Raw genomic sequence first — 21,378 nt, 5'->3', positions numbered from 1 at the left:
AAGAGGCGGCAAGCCTTACACTTAACCGTCCCATAATCATTATACACCTAACTTTAGCCTAAATTGCCATGGCAATTCTTATATTTTTTTCCGCTGCCGCACGGGCATAAAGCGTTTCGGCCAACGTCTTCCTTTTTACGGGCAGGGGCTTTTTTCACTTTTCCCCCGTCTTCTTCCTTCGGATTGACCGCTTGTCCTTTTATGACTTCCTTACGCTCCAAATTGTTGCGAATTTCAGCCTTCATGATGTATTTGGCGACTTCATCTTCCATTGAAGCAATCATGGCTTCAAACATTGCGAAACCTTCTGATTGATATTCACGTAACGGATCGATCTGGCCATAAGCACGAAGGTGGATCCCTTGGCGCAATTGCTCCATTGCATCAATATGGTCCATCCACTTACTATCGACTGCACGAAGAACGATTACTTTTTCGAATTCACGCATTTGTTCTTCAGATAGCTCTTCTTCTTTTTGGTCATAGCTTTCTTTCACTTTTGCTAAAATGAAATCAACCAATTCCGATTCATTTTTCCCTTCCAAATCAGCTACAGTGATTGAACCTTCATTGAATAGGTTACCATTCAGGTAATCGACAAGGCCTTGTAAATTCCAGCCTTCCTCATCGCCCATTGGTGCAAACGCGACAACATTTCGCTGGATGGATGCCGTAATCATCGTTTCGACGATTTCACGTAAGTTCTCACTTTCCATGACATCGAAACGCTGTTTATATATAATTTCCCGTTGTTGACGGAGAACATCATCATACTGCAGCAATTGCTTACGTGAATCGAAGTTATTGCCTTCGACCCGTTTCTGTGCAGATTCAACGGCCCTTGTCACCATTTTACTTTGAATTGGCTGGGAATCATCCATTCCAAGGCGTGCCATCATGTTTTTCATGTTATCCGAACCGAAGCGGCGCATCAATTCATCTTCCATTGATAAATAGAATTGAGTGACCCCTGGGTCTCCCTGACGGCCTGACCGACCACGAAGCTGGTTATCTATACGCCTGCTTTCATGACGTTCCGTGCCGATGACAGCAAGGCCTCCAAGCTCCTTGACACCTTCACCAAGCTTGATATCCGTACCGCGCCCTGCCATGTTCGTAGCAATCGTAACTGAACCTTGATTACCTGCATTCGCAATGATTTCCGCTTCACGCTCATGGTTCTTGGCATTCAAAACATCGTGAGGGATTCCTTTTTTGGATAAATAAGCAGATATGACTTCAGATGTTTCGATGGCAACCGTACCGACAAGCACTGGCTGACCCTTTGTATAACGTTCGGCGATGTCTTCCACAACAGCCTTGAATTTCCCATCAGTTGTCGCGTATATAAGATCTGCCCTGTCATCCCTGACGATATTCCTGTTTGTCGGGATCGCAATGACATTCATATTATAAATATTGCGGAATTCTTCTTCTTCCGTTTTCGCTGTACCGGTCATACCTGAAAGTTTTTCATACATCCTGAAATAGTTCTGGAATGTGATCGTCGCAAGCGTCATGCTTTCATTTTGAATTTCAAGTCCTTCTTTCGCCTCGATCGCCTGGTGGAGACCTTCACTGTAACGGCGGCCTTTCATCAAACGGCCAGTGAATTGGTCAACGATGACTATCTCGCCTTCCTGGACCACATAATCCACATCTAAATGCATGGAAACATGCGCCTTTAACGCCTGATTGATATGATGATTCAAAGTAACGTGATTAATATCGAACAAATTATCGATATTAAACGCTTTTTCAGCTCGATTCATCCCATCTTCAGTCAGCTGAACACCTTTTGTCTTTTCATCATATGTGTAGTCCGTTTCTTTTTTTAAGGTTCTCACAAACGCATTGGCCTGGATATAAAGCTGAGCCGATTTTTGTGCGGAACCGGAAATGATCAATGGCGTTCTCGCCTCATCGATCAAAATCGAATCGACCTCATCAATAACAGCAAAGTGCAGCGGGCGCTGTACCATTTGTTCTTTATATAACACCATATTGTCACGAAGGTAATCAAATCCTAACTCATTATTCGTGCTGTACGTAATGTCCGCATTGTACGCCTCTTGCTTTTCTTCTTTGGAATGACTGTTCAAATTCAATCCGACGGTCAAACCAAGGAAATCATACAATACACCCATCTCGGTGGCATCACGGTGTGCCAAGTATTCATTGACAGTAACGACATGTACACCTTTACCGGTAAGCGCGTTTAAATAAACCGGCATGGTAGATGTTAAGGTTTTACCTTCCCCTGTTTTCATCTCGGAGATATTTCCATCATGAAGGGATGCCCCACCCATGATTTGAACACGGTAAGGGTATAAGCCCAGAGCACGCTTTGCCCCTTCACGCGCAACTGCAAAAGCCTCAACAAGCAAATCATCAACGGTTTCGCCATTTTGATAACGCTCTTTAAACTCACCCGTTTTGGCACGCAACTGTTCATCCGATAACGCAGCCGTCTCATCAGCCAGCGCTTCAACCTGATCAGCGATTTTTTCCAAACGTTTGATTTCTCGCTTATTCGGATCAAAAACTTTATTTAATATATTAAGCATTCAATAACGCTCCTCTATTATGGTAATGATCGTTCAATGACAAAATTCATATAAGTAAGAAGAAACACATCTTCTATTATTACTAATGCACGCTTAATTTTACCACTTCTATCCTAGAGGTACAACTTCATGTCACTTCCCTGGTATAGACCTGAATTCAATTCTTGCGAAAAACAATGGATAAATGAGGAGTAAAACTGTTAAAATAGAAGGAAGTATAAAAAATATGTTGCAAACTCCCCACTATTCCATATGCAAATGAGAATTATCCATAACCTTCCATCACTAGATGCTGTGTCCTCTCTAGAGATAGCATGTCAAGGTAATCCAACCTTACAGGCTTCATGTTTTGAATGATAAGGTGGGCTACTGAAACTTAATAGCGGAAGATAAATAGATCATGTTTCGAGGTGGTATTGATGATTGGTGAACGTGTAAAAAAACTGCGAGAAGAAAAAAAAATGTCGATGACTGAACTTGCCGATAAAGCGGGTGTGGCAAAGTCTTATTTAAGTTCGCTCGAGCGGAACTTACAAACGAATCCTTCTATTCAATTTCTTGAAAAAATCTCCGCCGTACTTAACATTCCTGTTGATGCCCTGCTTTATGATGCACCAAATAAGGAAACCTTGGACACTGACTGGATGAAAATCGTTGAGGAAGCTATGAATTCGGGTGTTTCAAAACAACAATTCAGGGAATTCATCGAGTTTAATAAATGGAGAAAAGATAAAGAAGAGTAGAGTGGTAGTGCACTAGTTTACCTACATAATCCTGAGAATAAAGTTTGAATAAGCTAGACTCACTAGAATCTCAAGGAAGAATAAACCCTATAAACAGCTAATGAATCGAACCACTGTTTATAGGGATGTTCTCGATCTTGTTCGGAACCTAATTTCCATCGTTCTTCTCAAATGTTACCTCAAGGGTTTCCCGTTTAAAAAAAGCACTGATTTCCTCTTTTTTGAACCCCAAGCTTCTTGCTTCTGAAATCAATTTCACCCATTCTTGATCCATTTTCACATTAGCCACCTCTTCTACCTCCTAAAATACTCTTTGTATTTCAGGCAGACCAGCCATCATAGTCACAAAGACCTTAGACCTGTGCCTTTGCGCCCTCATCTTTCAATAAGTTTGCCTTTGTCGTGGTATTTATTACCAAATACATTACTTATAATCATATTATAACGGATACCCACTCCATATATTGCTATTTTATGTCGGTAATCCACATAAATGCAAAAACTTTTATCCGACAAAATATTACAATATTAAGAAAATTTGAAGTTCTGGTGATTTATCATAGACTAATTCAATTTCGTTTTTTTGTATAATAGTAAATATTACTCTTCTTAATATTTCGTTGGGGTGTATTGATTCTCTCAATTGTAAGTGCATCCAGTGCTTTTTGCGCAGTTAAGTCCTCACCGCAGGTCGGGCAAAGCCACTTTCCATATTCCGCACTGCTAAAAGAATCCCTATGGCATGTATGGCAATTCTTTCGATACAAGTAATCCAACCCCTCTGCACCTTGATCAAATTGTTTTTTATAAATAACTATTTGTTCTTTTTAAAGAACTAACAATTCGGGTATAGTTCAAAAGATTGGGGTGATTAAATAGGTAATACTAACTATTTATCTTAATGAAGAACAAAACCGTTCTTTAAAATGGATTTTTAATAAATTTGTATTCTTTAGAGAACAAAAGAAGCAATCATTTTTTTAACTTTTCTAGTAAATCCAACAGCCAACGAATTCTATCAACATGCATTAAAAAAGCACAACCCAGGGGCTGTGCTTTTGATCTTAGATTAATATTTAACTAGGTTCAATCAATCCATAGCGTCCATCTTTTCGGCGGTACACTACGTTCGTTGTATTAGTATCCGCATTCGTGTAAACGAAGAAACTGTGACCAAGCATATTCATTTGTAAAATCGCTTCTTCACTGTCCATCGGCTTTAAATCAAAGCGCTTATTGCGGACCACTTCAATATCATTATCGTCTTCGAATTCATCCACCACTTCGTCAACTTCCGTATTGAAGGCGAATGCATCGGGTGTAGTCGATAGATTGTTCCGGAATTTACGATTGACCTTCGTTTTATGTTTACGAATTTGGCGTTCAAGCTTATCATTGATCAAGTCAATGGCAGCATACATATCCGCATTTTCCTCTTCAGCACGAAGAACCAAATTCTGCATAGGAATCGTCACTTCGACCTTTGATGTATTATTGTTCACTTTTAAATTCACTAACACATTTGCATCTGGTGTATTGTTAAAATATCGTTCTAACTTGCCAATTTTCTTTTCGACGTATTCTCGAATTGCTGGAGTTACCTCAATGTTTTCACCGCGTACGTTGTAATTCATAAAGTGAGTCCTCCTTAAATTAAGACTATACAGTTAGATTCTACAATACCCCTCCGGTTTCCTTTAGAAACACATCATGAAATATGTCGAAATAATGAAACAATTGTCGGAAGGTTTGGAAAGGGTTGATGTCTGCCCTAGCTTCATTATATCAAATGCTATGCCATAAAGAAAAAATTAAGCCTATATTATTTACAGAAAATTTAAAAATAATTAACATAAAAACCATTTGGAGTCCAAACGGTTGGGTAATCAATTTCTTTTATCGTAGAACATGCCATCCACTGATAGACTCTCATACGGGTTCGTGTATTTATTAGATGATTGTTTCTTCTTATTTATTTCCTGGATATCCCGCTGTATCTCCTGCTTTTGAAGCTTCAGCAAGTGATCGACCTGTTGGTTAAGCAACACGGTTGCACGGCCCAACTGCTGCTCTTCAACAGTTAAAGGCAGTTTGATTCGAGAAAGAAGTCCATCTCGCTGATCAATCAGCTGTGTGACCCTTTCTATTTTATCATCACGTTCTGTAATCGTGCGATCTTCCAGAACGGCAAGTAATTCAGCAGTCAAATCATGAAAGGTTCGAATCACCATTACACTTGACCGCTTTGGGTAAATTGTTTTTTCCGATTGATCAGAATTACTTCCTTCCAAGTATTCCGGAACTCAGTAACAAGTACCTCCACCTCTTCCAAAGCAGCAACATCATTTTTGATATTTGCTTCTACCAGACGCCGGTTCATGAAATCATACAGACTCATCATATCTTTGGATACTTCCGCATCCATATTCAGCGTTACCATCAATTCATGGATAATATTTTGAGCCTTAATGATGTTCGTATTCTTCGCTTCGATATTACCAGCTTCAATGGCTTTCTTCCCAACCATGATGAACTTCAAGCAGCCATTATAAAGCATTAATGTAAGCTCTCCCGGTGATGCTGTATTGACTGAATTTTGCTGATATGATTGATATGGATTATTTATCGCCATATTTAACTTCCTTTCCGCCTTACCTTAACTAAAATAAGAAGCCAACGATGCACTTTGGCTGTTTGCCTTTTGAATCGCTTTTTCCATCGCCGTGAACTGGTTGTAATAGCGTGTTTCCAGTTTAGTTAACTTTGCTTCAAATGCTGAAATCTTCGTATCCAATCCATTGACCAATTTCCCGATTGTAAAAGTGTTGTTAACAAATCCTGCTTTTCCTGCTTTTTCAGTAATGACCTTCATGGATGATTCTATATCATCCCTTAACCGGCGCGCGAGACCTTTGTCGCTCTTTTCCGTTCCATTGGCCATGAACATATCATAAATCGCATTGGGATCCTCACTAATGGCTGCCCGGAGCTTGTCCTCATCAATCGTTAATTTACCGCCCTCCAAGTAATTCTTGGTCGTGGTGATTCCCAAACTGCTGAGATTGCTTTTTCCTGCGATCCCATCCACCGAGGTGTATAGAGATGACCTCATTGTGGTCAGAAGACTTTTTAATGTCGAATCGCTTTTTAACGTTCCGCTCTTCGCTTTTTCTTCCCACTGCTTCACTTCGTCCTCTGTCATTGCCTTCTTTTGCTCAGAGGTAAGCGGGGTAAAGGAGCGATATTTCGCTTCACCCGTTTTATCTTGAACCTTTTTAATGATTTCATTGTATTTATTCACAAACTGTGTGATTGTATCCAAGATAGCATCCACATCAGTTGTTGATGAGAATGTGACGGTATCCGTCGTTTTCTGCTTTATCGTTATTTCCGCTCCATTAATCTGAAAAGTATTCGAAGGCCGGGAAATTTCCAATTCATTAAAAACAATCGACGCATTTCCCCCTTTTGAGCCGCCAGTTCCTTCATTGTTACTGCTCATTTTTAACGTAGCAAAAAAATCTCCGGTGCCTCCCAATTCAATTTCAGCTCGATCTTTAACATCACCGGTATTTTTAGCAGTGATGGAAAATTTCTGGGACGTTTCATCGAAAAATAGAGTCACTCCCGAGTTAGCATTAATTTTATTTATAACACTCTCTAACGTATCGTCCGCATTAAGGGTAAGCGTGTACGGTTTTTCCACTGTTGCTCCATCTTTTACTTCCGTATCAAAACCGCCGTCTTTATTGATGGCCAGTATCGTAATATCTTGTGGTGTCGTGAAACCCAATTCCGATAATTTCTTTTTGGGGTCAGTAACAGCTGATTTTTCCGTACTTGTCATGGTAGCTGCTTTGGCAAGTCCATTCACTTGTATATTCCCGGAAAAATCACTGGTCGAATTCACATTTCTCACTGATACAGCATCTGGATTCGATACCGACACCTTCTTTTTAATAAAGGAAGACTGCTTCCCTATTCCATCACGAATGAGCGTATCCAATTCTGATAAAGATGTATTTATCAAGCGGTAATCATCCCGTTGCCACTCGGAATACTGCTTTTTCTGTGTTAATTTATCCAATGGCACTCGTTCTGCCTGCATCATGCTCTTAACTAATTCATCAATGTCCATTCCGCTTGCTAAACCACTGATTCGTACCAAAATTGATCACCCGCCTATATTTTTTCATCCACCATGATTCCGACAAACTCCGTCATTGCCGCATAGAAATCCAATAACTTCTTAGGTGGGATCTCCCGAATCGTCTCATCCGTTACATCATCCACAACCTTGACATAGTACTCATTCAACTTCTCATGATATTCAAAACGAACGGCCGTATGTATTGGATCCAGGAAAGTGTTCAAACTATCCACAACTTCCTGCACCTTTTCTTTTGAAGGCTCATCAGTAGATTCCACACTTCGTTCCGAATAGGCAAGCGTATTCATATCCCGCTGATAATATGAACTGATTCCTTCCGAGATTGCTGTTCTAAGTTGTGAGGAAAGAATATTCGTGGACAAACTCTCCAACATCTAAAAAGCCCCCAATTATGATATCTTTACTTTTTATATCGGTTCTAAAACGGAACTTTACAGTGTCCTACAAAGGATTTATTATTAAATAGAGAACAAACATTCTGATATTGGAGGGGATAACAATATAAAATGGGACTAAGAAGAAGAGCTTACACTCTATATAAGGAGGTTTTCATGATTGATCTTACTGAAATCCAGAAAAATATATTATATGCCAGCGTTATAAGTGACGGTGAAATCACGAAAATTTATAAAAATAGCAGGAGAAAGAACAATAGCTATCGGGAACACTACGGCACATCTCAGGAAGATTATCGAAAATGGAAAATTGCCTTTTTTGATGGATTATTGTATATCACTCCGGCAAGCCAATGTGTCCGTTCCGCTTCTTTAGAATTATTTACGAATTTATTCCCACACTTTTACAGCAATGATGGAACTAAACATCTCCCTTTCACATTACTGGAAAATTGCCTTTTACCACATTTCCTAACTATTCTATACATGGATGATGGCTCATTAAGCATCTCATACAGGGTAAATCATAATAAAAAAATTATATACCTCACACCGCATATTTATCTTTACCTTCAATGTTATCCTAAAGACGAATTAGAGAAACTAAAGGAACATATATTTACCACATATCATTTATCCTTAAAGCTGAGTTCTCGTAAGGATGGATATGGATATATTCTAAAAACTACTTCTGTTAAAGAAACTTTTCGTTTCCTCGAACTAATCGAACCTGTAGCAAAAACTTGTCCTTCTATGTTATATAAAACCTCTTGGGAATTCCGAAATCAAAAAGAAATACTCAGATGGAAATCTAAGTATCCGGATTACACGATTCTTACCAGCAGTTCAGATCGCTCTAAACCCTATTCTCCAGATGAAATTAAATTACTAAGACAACTTAAAAAAAATGGTTTTACAACAAATGAAATTGCAAAGATGCTAAAAAGAAGTTATTGGTCCGTTACTTACAAATGGCAAGAAATTAAAAAACAAAACTAACGCCACCTCGTGATAATTTGGGTGGTATGCTGTGTGCTCCCCTTTTCATTTCATAACCTCACTTCCATCTCGACCAAAATAAGAACCTGTTCCTTGATCGCTTTTAAGATGTTGTTAGAATAAGTTCTTCTGTGCTTGTTGGTCTTTATCCGTCCTGATTCCCTCCTAGTTGTAATTTTGGCTGTTCATGATTAGCTCTGTACATAAAATTACTATCACCAATGTAACTTCCATTCTTTTTAGATCTTTTCATTTTCACCATCCTTAACTCTACTTTTCCCCATGGTTCTTTCTTTCCATAAATACAAAAGAGACCCTAGTATAACTAGAGTCTCTTTCAAGTAATCTAAAATTAACGAAGAAGTTGTAAAACTCCTTGTGGCTGTTGGCTCGCTTGCTTTGCGACTATGTCTTTCGAACATAGAATAGACTATATCTTCACCCTTATGTTATAAGGGGCTGGGCACTTCGAATGGCTACCGCCACCCTACGGATTTCATTGTCATAGCCTTCGCCTTAGACTGTATATCCTAGTCGTTGAACCTTCTCCAGAGTTTCCTCAAAGGAGCTTGGCTGCTGATTATCCATTATGTCATCTCCACCATTTTCAGACCTTCACGCTTACCGTTTCCAGTTACGTTGTGGTTGATGCAGCTTTAGGAAGTTCCAGCAATTCACCCAGTCATAATTTTATCCATTACTAGATAAAACGCCCTTCAAATTTACCTTAGAAGTTGTAAGACTCCTTGAGGTGCAGAATTTGCTTGAGCCAACATTGCTTGTGAAGCTTGCGCCAAGATAGAGTTTTTAGTTTGCTCCATCATTGTTTTAGCCATATCTGTATCACGAACACGTGATTCAGCAGCCGTCAGGTTTTCAGAAGAAGTACCTAGGTTGTTAATAGTATGCTCTAAACGGTTTTGGTTAGCACCTAATTTAGAACGTTCAGCTGATACGTTATCAATTGCTCCTTGGATTGCTGTGATTGCAGCTGATGCATTAGCAGCACTAGAAACATCTAGTCCAGCTTCACTAGCGGTAGAATTAGTACCGTCACTTACGCCATTAGCAGCCGTGAACCCTGGATCATTAGCAGTACCAGTCAATCCAAGAGCAGCAGCACGCATATCTTTAATTTCAAGTGTTAGACTTTGGTTCTCGTTTGCTCCAATTTGGAATTGAAGACCTACACCTGCAACTCCTGCACTTGTACCATCAGGATTATTAGAGTCTTTTGAGCCATTCAATAATTTCTGTGTATTGAATTCAGTTGTATTACCGATACGGTTGATTTCAGATGTTAAAGAATCCATTTCCTTTTGGATTTCTCCACGGTCACTAGTTGTATTAGTATCCGTTGATGCTTGAGTAGCAAGTTCACGCATACGTTGAAGGATATCAGTAGTTTCGTTTAATGCACCTTCAGCTGTTTGGATCAAAGAGATAGCATCTTGTGAGTTACGGGAAGCTTGGTCCAATCCGCGGATTTGTCCACGCATTTTTTCAGAGATTGCAAGACCAGCAGCATCATCGCCTGCACGGTTGATGCGCATGCCCGATGCAAGTTTCTCCATTGATTTGGATTGTGCATTCGTTGCACTTGATAATTGACGGTGCGTGTTTAGAGCTGAGATATTGTGATTGATAATCATTTATGTTTCCTCCTTGAGTCTTAAGTCCCCACGTCCATGTGGTTGTTTACGATGGGCGGCAGTGAATAAGTCGGCCGCCTATTTCACTGCCCATCGTTGTATATTTAATATCGACCTGCTTGGAAACATATTTAGCGGATATTACGATTTTTTCTTGAAATACTCATTTATATCTTCCAGAAGATTGGTTTCTGTTTTGGAAGCTTCACTATTTTCCTGCAGGATGGACAGGTAGACTTCCTTCCTATGGATATCCACGTTTTTAGGGGCATTGATCCCCAGTTTGATTTGTTCTCCTTCAACGGACAGGATCGTAATTTCGATATCATCGCCAATCATGATCGCTTCATTTGGTTTTCTGGTCAATACGAGCATCATTTCCCCCCCTGTTCTACTGGAGGTTCAAACAGTCTATGCTTTGTACGGTATTCACTAGCATTCATGATAAATTGCTTGCCCGTTTTTTTAGAACTATTTATGATGATGGGGGCCTGAAGATTCGCCGTCGTTTCATTGAAAGGATCCTGGATCGTTAATATGACGAACGTAATGACTTCCAGTTCCGTTTCTATGTTTAAAGAAGATAATACCTCATCCGTAAGCTTCACTTCATAATCACGAAACACATCAAAAGGATTCGTTACAATGAAGGCAATCTGTTTTTTTTCTGTCGATTGGAGGACGAAAAAGGGCGTGTCATCCAAAGTTAGCAAGCAAAACTGTTTTTCTTCTAAAAATCCTGGTATCCCGCTTTCAAATACATAAATCTCTTTCTCTGCCAATTCGATTTCGCCATGAAATTTTGTTTGTATGATCATCTATGTTTTCACTTCCCTATCTCATCCGGAATTGAACTCCCCCCACTTATCGACCTTATGGTCTGATTGAAGTGGGGGATTCCTAAGAACATTAGCCTATCGGCCAATTTTTAATTAGGCTATCCCCGTCATTCCTACGGTTAGAAGCCTTATGGCTTCATTCATTAGATTAAGTCCTGCGTTAATATCTCGATCGTGGTGAGTAGAACAAGAAGGACAATCCCATTCACGAAGATTCAAATGTTTAACTTCTTTATTTTGGTACCCGCAGCTAGAACACAATTGGCTGGAAGCAAACGTTTTAGATACGGTCACGATTTGTTTACCATACCATTTTGCTTTGTATTCCAACATTTTTTTGAATTGGTACCAAGATACTTCACTAATCACTTTAGATAGTTTGTGATCTTTCATCATATTGGACACTTGCAAGTCTTCCATTCCAATAACATCGTGGTTTTTGATGATTTCGGTTGAGACTTTATGTAAGTAATCCATTCGGGCATTTAAAATTTTTTCGTGTAGGATGGCCACTTTTCGTTTTTGTTTTTGATAGTTTTTGGCTTCAGCCAATGGTTTATTTTGATTCAAGGCTATTTCTTGTCGCCTTGAAAGAATCCGTTGTGCTTTGGCCAATTTTTTTTCGACCGTCCGGAAGAATTTTGGGTTTTGATAAACCGTACCATCTGAAAGAATGGCAAAATTCTTCAAACCAAGATCTACACCGCACGAACGATTCGTTTTAGGAAATACTGGTACATTGGTTTCCGCTAAAACAGAAATGAAATATTTACCCGAAGGGTTCCGCCTTATTGTGGCATTGATGATTCGCCCTTCGACCTCGCGGCTTTTAGCAAAACGAACGAAACCGAGTTTGGGCAATTTAATTTGGTTTCCAATCATTCCGATATTTCCATTCGTATGTTTAGTCGTGTAGGATTGGACCGGATTCTTTTTCGATTTGAAACGTGGAGACTTGTTTTGTTTTTTATAATATCGACTATAGGAATCTGCTAAATTTTCGACTGATTTCTGTAAGGCAATACTGTCTACTTCTTTTAGGAAAGAATACTCTTTCTTTAAAGCTGGAAGTTCTTTGATTGTTGCGTATTTATTCAGAAAAGAACCTTTCCATTCATTAGAGGGTAATTGGCCGTTTTGCTTCATTTCTTCACAGATATACCAGTAGGCATCTTTCTCATTTTGTTTGCCTAAAAAGAAGTTATAGACAAAACGGGAGCAGCCGATCGTTTTATTGATGAGAACTAGTTGTTCTTTCGTTGGATAGATTCGAAATTTATAAGCTTGTTTACTAACATTGGTTTCACCCCATTATTATTAACCAGGGAATGTATGTTTGTAAAAAGATTACTTTGGCTTATGCCAACCGCCATTCATCTCCCCCCCTTACCTTTGGGGTCTCCCCCTTCAGCGCATGAAGAGGGAGACTTCTGGCGGGAAGTGATAAATTGATGAAATCTATATCCAGCGCATTCTTTTGTAGAATTTCTACATCCACACTGCCTGGTGTGTATGTATGGTTCATCCTATTGATTTGAGCATCAATGATCGGTTTTTGGGCGGTTGCTTCAATCTTCACTTCGGCTGGCTGGTAGTCAAGCTTGACACTGAATGGAGAAGGGATCCAGCCGAGATTGAACTGCTTCTCAGGCCCTTTGCTGTTTTGCCTCGCCTGTTCAGCGAGTGGGTTACCGCCTTTTTCAATATGCCTCAGCTCAGTTCCCTGCTGGGCACGTCTTGCCATACCCGCCAGCCAATCTTGATATCCCTGCTGCGCAAACTCATCAACTCTTCTTGAGAGGCTTTTCAAATCCATGTCTTCCCTTGCTTTTGACTGATCGATCGTCAGCTTGCCTGGAGTCGTTTGAATCTCCAGGATCGCTTTCGGCTGTTCGATTGATTGGACCGCCGCCTTCTGTTCGATTTGCTGTACAGGCTGCTCTATATTCAATCCAATCTTCATTGGGGTGGATTGCAATCTAATTTGTGGAATCTGCATCATCAACACTCCTTATAGAAAAAAGCTATCCATTTAAGAATAGCTTAGCGAAGAAAATCCAATAAACTTGGTTGCATGATTTTTGCTCCGATACTTAATGCAGCACTATGGACACTTTCCTGGGTAGTCAAGTCCATGATCGCTTTTTCGATATCGACATCCTCATTTTTCGAAAGGATTTCAGTGGCAAAAACCTCCTGCTGCTTGAGACGGTCCGTCATCAGCTCAATCCGATTCTGCCTTGCGCCAACCTGGGCCTGCATGCCTAAGAAGGTATTTATCGTTGCGTCAAGTCCTTCAAGCATGCCGCTCACGTCGCCTCCGTTTTCCAGTGCATCGATTGTTTGGTCGATGCTTCCGCCTGAAGCAAGTGCATCTCCAAAAGTATTGGAACCGTCTGTATTGATTTTAAGGGAAATCCCGGAAAACACTTCAAGGTTTATGTCCCCTGTACCATACACCGTATTCCCATTTCCATCTTTAACGGAAGATGGTCTCACATTTGTATTTTGACCGTTGAAAATATATTTCCCGCCTATTTGTGTGTCTCCAAGAGTTATGAGATGTTCTTTTAATTGTTTAATTTCTTCAGTAATGGTTTTCAGTTGTTCCCCTTCATACGTCCCATTGCTGCCCTGAACGGTTAATTCACGAATCCGCTGCATGGCGGAAACCGCTTCACCAATAGCATCATCCGTGCTGTCGATCCAATTGGTCGCCTCGGCAATGTTACTTTGATACTGCCCTATTTGATTGAGATTTGTCCGGTACCCCATTCCCATCATGGCCGCAACAGGGTTATCGGATGGTTTGGAAAACTTCTTTTGAGAGGAAACCTGCTCTTGCAGCTTGGACATCTTTTCGTAACTGCTGCTTAAATTACTCAACATATTATTGGTTAGCATCGATTGCGTTATTCGCATGTTAGTCCCCTCCTATTATCGGCCTACTGTACCCATTCCGTTAATGATTTTATCGAGCATTTCATCCATCATCGTCATCATTCTTGCAGATGCGTTGTATGCCTGCTGGAATTTGATCATGTCAGTCATTTCTTCATCAAGGGATACGGAACTGACAGACTCCCTATTTTGATTGACTGAGGCAGCAAGCACGACAGAGTTGGAAAGGTTTTTTTGGGCGCTTTGGGAATCCACACCAAGCTTTCCGATGATACCGGAATAATAAGTGTCGAAGCTACCTGTCAATTCGTCAGAGTTTTGGTCTTTAGTCGAGTACTCACTAAACGCCTTCTTTTTAAGGTCAGCCAGGAGTTTGGCATTTTCGTTATCTCCGGAGGCACCTCCGCTCTTACCGCCTGCGGCAATTTTTGTGGGATTTTTTACGATTTCACCATTCACCTTGATGCTTTGGGCGGCACTCTTACCAGGTTCAAGTTCAAAGAAGTTCAATGTTGAAGTGTTGTCATCACCCAAGGCATAACCTTGTTTATGTATGGCATTGAACTCATTCACAAAAGCCGTCGTCATATTATCGAGCTTTTTCAGCATATCAGGATAGGCGCCTCCGATCGTGCCATCAGCCTTCTTATAGCCGAAGCTTTTGATCAAACCGGATAGTTCTCCCGAAAATTTGTAATCGGTCAATGTTCTCGAACCAAACTTCAATCCGTCTACCATACCTGTCGTTTTATCATGGCTAACCTCAACTTTCGAAGTTCCCACCATCCCAGTTTGGTTAACACTGACTAGATTGATGGGCGGTGCAAAAGACGAACCGTCTTCTTGCATCAATTCGATGTTGTATAGCCCTGTAGCCACATCGCTGGCTCTGCCGTAATCCGTCGGAATGACATTATTCACTTTAATGCTGACAAGCTGTGATAGATTGTCTACGAGTACATCACGTTTATCATAAAGGTCATTGGGGATATAACCATGCGGCTCCACTTTACTGATCTGTTGATTAAGCTGATCTATACTGCTGATGAGCGTATTGATTTCGTTCGCTTTGACGTTTATCTGATTGCTGATATCCGTTTGAACGCTCGTTAGCGAGTTGTAGTAGTAGTTTAGTGTATCCGCGACCATGACACCCGTCGAGGCAACGACTTCACGCGCCCCGGAGTTTTCCGTATTCGCCGTCAGACCCTGCAGCGAATTCCAGAACTTCTCCATCGTGGCGGCTAATCCGCTGTCTTTCGGTTCGTTCATGACGCCTTCCATTTTCGTCAGGGATTCACTCATGGCCCCGTAATAACCGATTTTATTACTTTGGGTCCTGTATTGTGCGTCCAGAAAACTGTCGCGGATCCTTTGAACCGTTTCTGCTGCCACCCCTGTCCCGATTTGGCCGGCAACGCGCGGGCTGTTCAAACCGACAGTAGGGAAGCCCGAAGTCTGGATCAGGTTGACCCGCTGCCTTGAATATCCTAATGTATTGGCATTGGCCACGTTATTTCCTGTTGTATACAAGGCCCCTTGCGAGGTGGATAATCCGCGTTTTGCTGTCTCAAGACCCATAAAGGTTGAAATCATTTGCTCGCACCTCCATCTTTTTTCTGCTTCTTATGCTTTGGAATCAAACATTCCCATGCCGATTTTCGCCGTTTTCCTAACCGAATCCCCGTAATTCAGGTTCTGGTTCTGCGGCCTCAGAATATCCAAAGAGACATTGATAAATTGAAGGGACTGATAGATCAATTGCTGATTTAAACCGTTCCTCTCCTTCAGCTTTGCCACTTCATCAATCAATTCCGCTTTTAGCATTTCAAGGACTTCCGTTTCTTCTGGTCCTGCCAGTTCCGTTACGGTATGGATGGAGGCCGGCTGTCCCGCCGTTCCATTTGCAGCAAGAAATTCCTCGACTTCCCTTTCTCTTTCCTTATCCGTTTGACTGATCGCTTTAATATGCTTTTGTTCCAAAATCAGCAGGGAAGTAATCGCTTCGGTATCATTTGCTTTCAAAATGGCCGTTTTTCTTATCGCTAATTGATTGAGGCTTTTATGAAGCTTGATCAATTTTTCAAGCGATCCGATGATGTTCCGTGCAGACATTTTGCTGCCTCCTCCGCTCATAAATAAAGGACGGAAAATGGCTCCGTCCACTTCATTCAAGCTTTTTCATTGAAAATTCATTTCCGGTAAAAATCGATGAGACCCTTAGCCGTTGCTTGTGCATTCAATTTATAATTACCTTTTTCAACTTGGATTTTCAGTTCGTCCACTTTTGCTTGTCTTGCAGCAAGAATCGGAGATGATTGCTGCATTTCTTTTGCCGCTGAAGAAATTTCAACTTTATCCGAGGGTTTGACCTTGGATTCTTTGATATTCCCCGTTTTATTGGCTTGAAGATTATAGGGGTTAACACCTGTCATACCGACGTTATTGATTTTCATATTCCAGATCCTCTCCTTCGGTCGATTTTATAAATCCCATTATGTTTCGATTCCTAACACATAAAAATGGCTCTGGACTGTGTTACTCTCCCTATCTTTATTATCGACAAGGAATGGATTTCTTTAATTGTTTCCTGTAATCTTTCCTTCGACACCCATTGTCGAATCTTGTTCTCAATATCGAATATTTTAACAAATACCGTATCATGTTTCCATGATTTATCCTTTTTGATCAACATTCATGTAGTACGTATTTTTTTTATCATTTCCTTGAATTTCAGTCAGCCGCTTTTCCTCATTTTCAAATGCCTGTAAATCCGATCGCAATGAATCGCCGCATTTGCCGCATAACCTTCCGCTCTTGATGTTAGCGCCGCACTTTTCACATGGAATTCCTAGATTAGGGAACTGCGCCAGCTTTCCGGTTCTCACAAATTTAATTATTAACGTTTTTTCAACGCCAGTGCCCTTAACCACCTGCATCATGGACGCCGTTCTATTTATTTTCTTTCGAATATATGCATACACTTTATCATATTGGGCTTCTTCTTCTTTATAACAAGCATCGCATACATCACGGAATTTCGTCATAACGAATAACGAATTACAGTTTGGACAATTGAATACTTCCATCGAGGCCCCTCCTTCACCATCAAGCGATTATTCTTCAGTACTGTATATATCGAATAATCCCGGCGATACTTTAGGGATGTTTATTAAAATAAGCTGTTTCACCTAGCCAGGGTAATGGATGATACTTCTTTGGCCCCAGCAGTTATTAAGGCTTTGGCTGCATGCCTGAGAGTTGTGCCTGTTGTGTAAATGTCATCGATGATCAAAATAGATTTGTGCTCCAGCAAATCAGATTGCACGGCCTGAAAAACCTGTGGTAATGACATTCTCTCTTGACGTGATTTTTTTGATTGTTTTTCCGTATGGATTCTTGTCAAGGTCTCAACCGTGTGAAGTCCAAGAAGATCTGCCAAAGCCTGTCCCTGATTAAATCCCCGCTCCCTAAGCCGTTCATGACTAAGCGGGATGGCCGTTACCAGGTCAAATTCCATGTCCTTTAACCTTTCTTTCAAAAAAGGGACGAAAACCTCAGCTAATGCATAATCTCCCCGGTACTTATATTTAGCAATAATGTCTTTTAAGTATTCATTATAATGAAATAGCGATATGTTCTTCGACAAATAGCCTCCCCATTCCCTATTCCTTTCCCATCTTGAACAATCCAGACAGAGGTCACCGGTGGTATGATCCCCGCCCAGCTCCCTTGAGCACATGGAACATGTTTCTCCGGTTATCCTATTAAGTTTCCCCTCACATCCTGCGCAGATTGCCCTTGCATCGTCTTGCGCAAAAAGGCTCCTCCATGTCAATGCTTGCTTCATTCCTTCATCACAAACAAGGCATCTATTCATCCAGCAGCCCCCTTTTCATGGCATCTTTATTCATCATTTGTATATGGTGAATCGCCTCGACCATCGCTTTACTTTTACCGTAATGAAAAAAGGTAATCGTCCCGGCAGGGTTAGCAAAGCTTCTCCCTACCCTGCCAGCTATCTGAACGAGGGCACTATCAGAAAACACTTCATGTTCAGCACCAATCACGGCTACTTCCAACCGCTCAATGGTCACGCCGCGTTCCAGGATGGTCGTGGTAAGTAATCCTGGAACCATTCCATTCCTTAGTGCCATTACTTTTTCCTTTCGATCAGGGTGCCGGGAGTGGACAATCGATAATTTAGGGGACAGCTTTTGAAACAGCGGAATGACCTGCTCCATCACTTGAATGCTTGGAAAAAACAATAGGAAGGGGATATTCCGCTTAAGGCGTTCACTTACCCATCCGTTGATTGCGAGGGGAACTTTTTTTTGAAGAAATAGTTTTTGCCAATTGCCGCTCCACTTCATTTCAGGGACCGGGATTGGCTGACGATGATAACGGGCAGGGATTATGACGGCTTTCAATTTGCCGCTTCGATATAGCCGCTGCATCCGTTTCGAAGGTGTGGCGGTCAAGTAAATGGTTGCCGCAGAAACCTTTTTCGATTTATTAACCGCATAATGCAGCGAATCATCAATTGAGTAGGGAAACGCATCGACTTCATCAACGATGATGACATCGAAAGCCTCAATAAAACGGAAAAGCTGATGTGTCGTGGAAACGGTTAGCGGCGAAAAGCCATGTCGATCGGCACTGCCGGCATAGAGGGTCGTGACTTCAATCTCAGGAAAAGCTTTTTTTAACCTCGGGGAGAGTTCGAGAACCACATCGGTCCGCGGTGTTGCCAAACAAATCCGTTTCCCGGCATGCAAAGCTGCCTCAATCGCTGGAAATAGGACCTCCGTCTTCCCTGCCCCGCATACAGCCCAGACCAGAAATTCATCTTTTCCTTTTACGGCTTCAACGACACAGTCGGAGGCATTTTGTTGACCTGCCGATAAAGTGCCTGCCCACCTCATCACATTGTCAGGAATCGTAAACTGAATGCTGGGACCGGTCCACCTATAAAGCTTTGCACATTCACTGACCCGTCCCATCATGATGCATGAGCGGCAGTAAGTGCAATCTTGATTGCAAATCTTGCACGGGAATGTATAAAACAAAGTTTGTTCTTTGTTACCGCAGCGTACACAGTGATAACTGCCATTTCCAGATTGCACGCCGCAAGTTTCCGAGACATACCCATTCTTGAGGTGCTCTGCGAGGAGTTCTTGGGAGAAGGGGATTTCGAAGCCCAAAAGATGTTTGCCGGTGAGATGGTTCTGAAGTTCCGGGGAATAAGGGGGGGAAATGCTCATTTTTTCCAAACTGCCACCTCCATTTCTTGATAAATTAGACTCCTCCTTATCATTCGCTTTTTACTCCTGAATTCCTTTTTGCTCCATAAAAAAATGCCTTTCACTTATGAAAGGCGTCACAACTTAAATTTTATACCAGCCCATCCCCATTGAGCCTTCGCCCAGATGCGTTCCGATTACTGGACCGAAGTAGCTGATGTCGAATTCGACATTTGGGAACCGAGCTTCAAGTTCGGCTTTCCAGTCTTTAGCTTCACTTTCCCGTTTTGCATGAATAATGACGGCTTTATATTTCTCGCCGCTCGCCGCGTCTTCTCCAAGTATATCGGCAATCCGTTTCATCGCTTTTTTTCTAGTACGGATTTTTTCGAATGGGACGATGACTTTATCAACAAAATGGAGGACCGGCTTCACTTGAAGCAGACTGCCAATCAATGCTTGAGCACTGCTTAAGCGGCCGCCGCGCTGCAGATGGGATAGGTCATCTGCCATGAAGTATGCCCTGACCGATGGTTTCATTTCTTCGAGCCTGGCCATGATTTCTTCTGCACCTTTACCATCAAGGGCCATCTTTGCCGCCTCGATCACGTAAAACCCCTGTACCATGCAGCTGATTTCCGAATCAAAGGCATGAACCCTAATTCCCTCGACCATTTCACCTGCAGATACCGCTCCTTGATACGTTCCGCTGATGCCGCTCGATAAATGAATTGAAATAACATCATCATATTCGTTTTGCAGCTCCTCGAACTTCTCGACAAACTTCCCGATTGGAGGCTGTGAAGTGGTCGGCAATTTCTCCTGCCTCTTTACTTCCTCATAAAACTCATCCGCAGTAATATCAACTTCCTCCCGATAAGCTTCATTGGAAAAAATGACATTAAGCGGCATCATATGTATATGTAAACGATCACGTATTTCCTTGGGTATATATGCAGTGCTATCTGTTACGACTGCGGTTTTCATAATAGTACCATCCTTATAAAAATTTACTCTGTATCATATTCACCATTCTATCTGAAAATACCTTTATTTGCATTACATTACCAAAAATATGAAACCATATATTTGAATAGAGTCATCCTTCCAACAAAAAAAATCCAGCCCTTCAGCACGCATTGCGGAATCTGAAGAGCCGGACTTATCAAACGCTTTAATTACTTCACTTCTACCCAGCCGTTTTTAATAGCTAGGACAACCGCTTGTGTACGGTCATTCACATTCATCTTCTGAAGAATGTTACTCACATGGTTCTTGACTGTTTTTTCACTGATATATAGAGTTTCGCCGATGGCACGGTTACTTTTCCCGTCCGCTAAAAGTTGAAGCACTTCACATTCGCGTCGGGTCAATAGGTGAAGCGGCCTCCTGATTTCTATTGTATGTACGGAATCACGATCAGCACCCTCTTCAGCTGCTAAGCGGCGATATTCTTTAACTAAATTATGGGTCACCTTCGGATGAAGGTATGAGCCACCTTCAGCAACTACACGCACAGCATCAATCAACGCATCTGCGTCCATTTCTTTCAACAGATAACCTTGTGCACCTGTTTTCAATGCGTGCTGCACGTAGTTTTCATCATCATGAATGGAAAGGATGATCACTTTTGTTTCAGGGAAACGGTTCACGAGCATTTTTGTTGCTTCGATCCCATTCATATTCGGCATGTTGATATCCATGATAACAACATCGGGTTTATGTGTTTCAACGAGATCCATAGCTTCGCTTCCGTCATCACCCTCGGCAACAACATCAAAGGATGATTCAAAATCTAATATGCGCTTTACGCCTTCACGGAAAAGCTGATGGTCATCGATAATGATGATACTAGTCTTCAACGGCTT

General features: G+C 41.4%; 23 protein-coding genes and 1 riboswitch. Of the genes, 2 read left to right on the top strand and 21 right to left on the bottom strand.

Annotated elements, in window-relative coordinates:
- Nucleotides 1-53: 53 nt before the first annotated feature.
- Nucleotides 54-2,567: a preprotein translocase subunit SecA gene (gene secA / locus BS1321_RS13755; RefSeq protein ID WP_063233923.1), complete on the bottom strand. Its 2,514-nt coding sequence runs from the start codon at nucleotides 2,565-2,567 to the stop codon at nucleotides 54-56.
- 419 nt (nucleotides 2,568-2,986) lie between these two features.
- Here secA and BS1321_RS13750 point away from each other — a divergent pair, with 419 nt between their 5' ends.
- Entirely contained in the window at nucleotides 2,987-3,310 is a 324-nt protein-coding gene (locus tag BS1321_RS13750) for a helix-turn-helix domain-containing protein (protein ID WP_063233922.1), read from the top strand.
- 148 nt (nucleotides 3,311-3,458) lie between these two features.
- Here BS1321_RS13750 and BS1321_RS13745 read toward each other — a convergent pair whose 3' ends face one another.
- The 6 genes from BS1321_RS13745 to flaG form a co-directional block, all read right to left on the bottom strand.
- Complete coding sequence (locus BS1321_RS13745) at nucleotides 3,459-3,599, bottom strand: anti-repressor SinI family protein (protein WP_081112956.1); 141 nt, start codon at nucleotides 3,597-3,599, stop codon at nucleotides 3,459-3,461.
- A 31-nt stretch (nucleotides 3,600-3,630) separates the two neighbouring features.
- Nucleotides 3,631-3,716: riboswitch (cyclic di-GMP riboswitch) on the bottom strand.
- Nucleotides 3,717-4,386: 670 nt separating this feature from the next.
- A complete protein-coding gene (gene hpf, locus BS1321_RS13740) occupies nucleotides 4,387-4,944 on the bottom strand; it encodes a ribosome hibernation-promoting factor, HPF/YfiA family (RefSeq protein WP_063233921.1) in 558 nt (185 codons plus the stop codon).
- Between the two features lie 252 nt (nucleotides 4,945-5,196).
- Nucleotides 5,197-5,541, bottom strand: coding sequence for a flagellar protein FliT (gene fliT, locus BS1321_RS13735; protein WP_063233920.1), 345 nt, complete (start codon nucleotides 5,539-5,541; stop codon nucleotides 5,197-5,199).
- Complete coding sequence (gene fliS, locus BS1321_RS13730; RefSeq protein WP_063233919.1) at nucleotides 5,541-5,942, bottom strand: flagellar export chaperone FliS; 402 nt, start codon at nucleotides 5,940-5,942, stop codon at nucleotides 5,541-5,543. Before fliS ends, fliT begins: the two co-directional genes overlap by 1 nt.
- Nucleotides 5,943-5,966: 24 nt before the next feature.
- Nucleotides 5,967-7,478 carry a flagellar hook-associated protein 2 gene (locus tag BS1321_RS13725; protein WP_063233918.1) on the bottom strand — a complete coding sequence of 504 codons (1,512 nt, stop codon included), beginning with the start codon at nucleotides 7,476-7,478 and terminating at the stop codon, nucleotides 5,967-5,969.
- Between the two features lie 14 nt (nucleotides 7,479-7,492).
- Nucleotides 7,493-7,855, bottom strand: a complete 363-nt coding sequence (gene flaG / locus BS1321_RS13720; protein ID WP_063233917.1) for a flagellar protein FlaG — start codon at nucleotides 7,853-7,855, stop codon at nucleotides 7,493-7,495.
- 177 nt (nucleotides 7,856-8,032) lie between these two features.
- On the opposite strand from flaG, the gene BS1321_RS13715 reads away from it, so the two are divergent.
- Complete coding sequence (locus tag BS1321_RS13715) at nucleotides 8,033-8,875, top strand: DNA endonuclease (RefSeq protein WP_063233916.1); 843 nt, start codon at nucleotides 8,033-8,035, stop codon at nucleotides 8,873-8,875.
- A gap of 722 nt (nucleotides 8,876-9,597) precedes the next feature.
- Here the strand turns inward: BS1321_RS13715 and hag are convergent.
- The 14 genes from hag to BS1321_RS13640 form a co-directional block, all read right to left on the bottom strand.
- Nucleotides 9,598-10,527 carry a flagellin Hag gene (gene hag, locus BS1321_RS13710; RefSeq protein ID WP_063233915.1) on the bottom strand — a complete coding sequence of 310 codons (930 nt, stop codon included), beginning with the start codon at nucleotides 10,525-10,527 and terminating at the stop codon, nucleotides 9,598-9,600.
- A gap of 141 nt (nucleotides 10,528-10,668) precedes the next feature.
- On the bottom strand, nucleotides 10,669-10,902 hold the full coding sequence (csrA, locus tag BS1321_RS13705; RefSeq protein ID WP_063233914.1) for a carbon storage regulator CsrA: 234 nt from the start codon (nucleotides 10,900-10,902) through the stop codon (nucleotides 10,669-10,671).
- A complete protein-coding gene (gene fliW, locus BS1321_RS13700) occupies nucleotides 10,902-11,345 on the bottom strand; it encodes a flagellar assembly protein FliW (RefSeq protein WP_063233913.1) in 444 nt (147 codons plus the stop codon). The genes csrA and fliW overlap by 1 nt, the downstream gene beginning before the upstream one ends.
- 114 nt (nucleotides 11,346-11,459) lie before the next feature.
- Entirely contained in the window at nucleotides 11,460-12,635 is a 1,176-nt protein-coding gene (gene tnpB / locus BS1321_RS13695; protein ID WP_094246613.1) for an IS200/IS605 family element RNA-guided endonuclease TnpB, read from the bottom strand.
- A gap of 88 nt (nucleotides 12,636-12,723) precedes the next feature.
- Entirely contained in the window at nucleotides 12,724-13,365 is a 642-nt protein-coding gene (locus tag BS1321_RS13690) for a DUF6470 family protein (protein WP_069981778.1), read from the bottom strand.
- Nucleotides 13,366-13,409: 44 nt separating this feature from the next.
- Nucleotides 13,410-14,288, bottom strand: a complete 879-nt coding sequence (flgL, locus tag BS1321_RS13685) for a flagellar hook-associated protein FlgL (RefSeq protein WP_063235713.1) — start codon at nucleotides 14,286-14,288, stop codon at nucleotides 13,410-13,412.
- A gap of 15 nt (nucleotides 14,289-14,303) precedes the next feature.
- A complete protein-coding gene (gene flgK, locus BS1321_RS13680; protein ID WP_063235712.1) occupies nucleotides 14,304-15,863 on the bottom strand; it encodes a flagellar hook-associated protein FlgK in 1,560 nt (519 codons plus the stop codon).
- Between the two features lie 30 nt (nucleotides 15,864-15,893).
- Nucleotides 15,894-16,382, bottom strand: a complete 489-nt coding sequence (locus tag BS1321_RS13675) for a flagellar protein FlgN (RefSeq protein WP_063235711.1) — start codon at nucleotides 16,380-16,382, stop codon at nucleotides 15,894-15,896.
- A gap of 77 nt (nucleotides 16,383-16,459) precedes the next feature.
- The gene (flgM, locus tag BS1321_RS13670) at nucleotides 16,460-16,723 is read right to left on the bottom strand and encodes a flagellar biosynthesis anti-sigma factor FlgM (RefSeq protein WP_063235710.1); all 264 of its coding nucleotides are present in this window, start codon (nucleotides 16,721-16,723) and stop codon (nucleotides 16,460-16,462) included.
- A 219-nt stretch (nucleotides 16,724-16,942) separates the two neighbouring features.
- On the bottom strand, nucleotides 16,943-17,356 hold the full coding sequence (locus BS1321_RS13660; protein ID WP_063235708.1) for a TIGR03826 family flagellar region protein: 414 nt from the start codon (nucleotides 17,354-17,356) through the stop codon (nucleotides 16,943-16,945).
- Nucleotides 17,357-17,454: 98 nt separating this feature from the next.
- The gene (locus BS1321_RS13655) at nucleotides 17,455-18,147 is read right to left on the bottom strand and encodes a ComFC family protein (protein ID WP_063235707.1); all 693 of its coding nucleotides are present in this window, start codon (nucleotides 18,145-18,147) and stop codon (nucleotides 17,455-17,457) included.
- Nucleotides 18,140-19,531, bottom strand: coding sequence for an ATP-dependent helicase ComFA (locus tag BS1321_RS13650; protein ID WP_063235717.1), 1,392 nt, complete (start codon nucleotides 19,529-19,531; stop codon nucleotides 18,140-18,142). The genes BS1321_RS13655 and BS1321_RS13650 overlap by 8 nt, the downstream gene beginning before the upstream one ends.
- A 123-nt stretch (nucleotides 19,532-19,654) precedes the next feature.
- Nucleotides 19,655-20,497 (bottom strand): DegV family protein, encoded by an 843-nt coding sequence (locus BS1321_RS13645; RefSeq protein WP_063235706.1) that lies wholly within the window; start codon nucleotides 20,495-20,497, stop codon nucleotides 19,655-19,657.
- Nucleotides 20,498-20,688: 191 nt separating this feature from the next.
- Nucleotides 20,689-21,372, bottom strand: coding sequence for a response regulator (locus tag BS1321_RS13640; protein ID WP_063235705.1), 684 nt, complete (start codon nucleotides 21,370-21,372; stop codon nucleotides 20,689-20,691).
- Between the last annotated feature and the right edge of the window lie 6 nt (nucleotides 21,373-21,378).

The organism is Peribacillus simplex NBRC 15720 = DSM 1321 (assembly GCF_002243645.1).
In the GTDB taxonomy this organism is placed as follows: domain Bacteria; phylum Bacillota; class Bacilli; order Bacillales; family DSM-1321; genus Peribacillus; species Peribacillus simplex.
The sequence above is the reverse complement of the archived record's forward strand: the minus strand, read 5'-3'. Positions and strand labels throughout refer to the sequence as shown.

Coding starts and splice junctions, on each gene's coding strand:
- BS1321_RS13645 (WP_063235706.1), bottom strand. CDS start 20,497: ATGAAAACCGCAGTCGTAACAGATAGCACTGCATATATACCCAAGGAA.
- BS1321_RS13750 (WP_063233922.1), top strand. CDS start 2,987: ATGATTGGTGAACGTGTAAAAAAACTGCGAGAAGAAAAAAAAATGTCG.
- BS1321_RS13715 (WP_063233916.1), top strand. CDS start 8,033: ATGATTGATCTTACTGAAATCCAGAAAAATATATTATATGCCAGCGTT.
- fliS (WP_063233919.1), bottom strand. CDS start 5,942: ATGGCGATAAATAATCCATATCAATCATATCAGCAAAATTCAGTCAAT.
- BS1321_RS13650 (WP_063235717.1), bottom strand. CDS start 19,531: ATGAGCATTTCCCCCCCTTATTCCCCGGAACTTCAGAACCATCTCACC.
- BS1321_RS13690 (WP_069981778.1), bottom strand. CDS start 13,365: ATGCAGATTCCACAAATTAGATTGCAATCCACCCCAATGAAGATTGGA.
- hag (WP_063233915.1), bottom strand. CDS start 10,527: ATGATTATCAATCACAATATCTCAGCTCTAAACACGCACCGTCAATTA.
- BS1321_RS13655 (WP_063235707.1), bottom strand. CDS start 18,147: ATGAATAGATGCCTTGTTTGTGATGAAGGAATGAAGCAAGCATTGACA.
- BS1321_RS13660 (WP_063235708.1), bottom strand. CDS start 17,356: ATGGAAGTATTCAATTGTCCAAACTGTAATTCGTTATTCGTTATGACG.
- flaG (WP_063233917.1), bottom strand. CDS start 7,855: ATGTTGGAGAGTTTGTCCACGAATATTCTTTCCTCACAACTTAGAACA.
- flgM (WP_063235710.1), bottom strand. CDS start 16,723: ATGAAAATCAATAACGTCGGTATGACAGGTGTTAACCCCTATAATCTT.
- csrA (WP_063233914.1), bottom strand. CDS start 10,902: ATGCTCGTATTGACCAGAAAACCAAATGAAGCGATCATGATTGGCGAT.
- flgL (WP_063235713.1), bottom strand. CDS start 14,288: ATGCGAATAACGCAATCGATGCTAACCAATAATATGTTGAGTAATTTA.
- flgK (WP_063235712.1), bottom strand. CDS start 15,863: ATGATTTCAACCTTTATGGGTCTTGAGACAGCAAAACGCGGATTATCC.
- hpf (WP_063233921.1), bottom strand. CDS start 4,944: ATGAATTACAACGTACGCGGTGAAAACATTGAGGTAACTCCAGCAATT.
- BS1321_RS13675 (WP_063235711.1), bottom strand. CDS start 16,382: ATGTCTGCACGGAACATCATCGGATCGCTTGAAAAATTGATCAAGCTT.
- secA (WP_063233923.1), bottom strand. CDS start 2,567: ATGCTTAATATATTAAATAAAGTTTTTGATCCGAATAAGCGAGAAATC.
- fliT (WP_063233920.1), bottom strand. CDS start 5,541: ATGGTGATTCGAACCTTTCATGATTTGACTGCTGAATTACTTGCCGTT.
- fliW (WP_063233913.1), bottom strand. CDS start 11,345: ATGATCATACAAACAAAATTTCATGGCGAAATCGAATTGGCAGAGAAA.